Genomic DNA, 994 nt, shown 5'->3' with positions numbered 1-994 from the left:
TTACTATTCACCTTTGCAGTTTTTAGGTAAATGGAATAATGATAGTAGTTTCAGGGAATATTACAGAGGATTTTTAAAGAATTTGAAAGATAGTTACAGAAGAAGAAAGATTAATTATTATAAGAGTTCAATGCTCAATGTCTCATGAAATGGAAAGATTTTTGTTTAAGAATCACTATCCAACATCATTATCAAATAAGGATGAATCATTTACATTTGCAGATGATATGTATGCATTCAGTGGAACTGTAAATGGGAATACTACTGCAGGGACATGTACCTTCATTCCATCTGATATTCCCTTATAGCTGCCTGGTCCATTCATTAATGTTTTAATGAATGTTGAGTCTATAAGCAAGCACACGCATGTATTTGCTGTATACCCTGTAGTTATGTGCCTTGATGTATGGATCTAATAATTTATAGAAGAGTTGAATGAATGGCATGTACGGTTTATTGCTATTGAGTTTTGACAGCCATGACCTGCTTATTCCATTGTCAATGGATGTATCGGTTAAATCACAGCCATGCAGTGCACTGTAAATTATGGCATATGCATGGTCAATGAATTTAATCCTCTTTGAGTTTATATCAAGATTCATTGATTCTGATATTTCATTAGCAGGTTTATTCAGTATCTTCTTCACTGTTTTCATAATAATTGAAAATTAAATTTTTCAAATTAATTGCTCTGATAATAAGACTAAAAATCAAGAGAAGAATGATGCACAAAAATAAGAGATATAGATATATATTAAAAAACATTTTGAAATTTGTAAGTAGACCATATGTTGCGATATTACCAATTTTTTCTCCAGTATAACTATATGGCATAAGGAATAAAACGCCCTGGAAACTATCTGTGAATGAAGCATACTCTCCTAATGGTTCGGCTATTGGGCCATTAGATGACAATGATATGTATGAACCAAAATATGAAGGTAATATAAGTGGCATATATATCAGGAAGAATATGGATATTATTATTATATCA

General features: G+C 31.1%; 2 protein-coding genes. Both read right to left on the bottom strand.

The features are described from left to right. Nucleotides 1-175: 175 nt before the first annotated feature. Nucleotides 176-325, bottom strand: coding sequence for a hypothetical protein (locus AOG55_RS04550; RefSeq protein ID WP_156318751.1), 150 nt, complete (start codon nucleotides 323-325; stop codon nucleotides 176-178). Nucleotides 326-332: 7 nt separating this feature from the next. Beyond that, nucleotides 333-656, bottom strand: coding sequence for a hypothetical protein (locus AOG55_RS04545; protein ID WP_055032421.1), 324 nt, complete (start codon nucleotides 654-656; stop codon nucleotides 333-335). Between the last annotated feature and the right edge of the window lie 338 nt (nucleotides 657-994).

Origin of the sequence: Acidiplasma cupricumulans (assembly GCF_001402935.1) — an archaeon.
GTDB lineage: Archaea > Thermoplasmatota > Thermoplasmata > Thermoplasmatales > Thermoplasmataceae > Acidiplasma > Acidiplasma aeolicum.
This window is presented reverse-complemented; position numbering and strand designations above follow the sequence as displayed.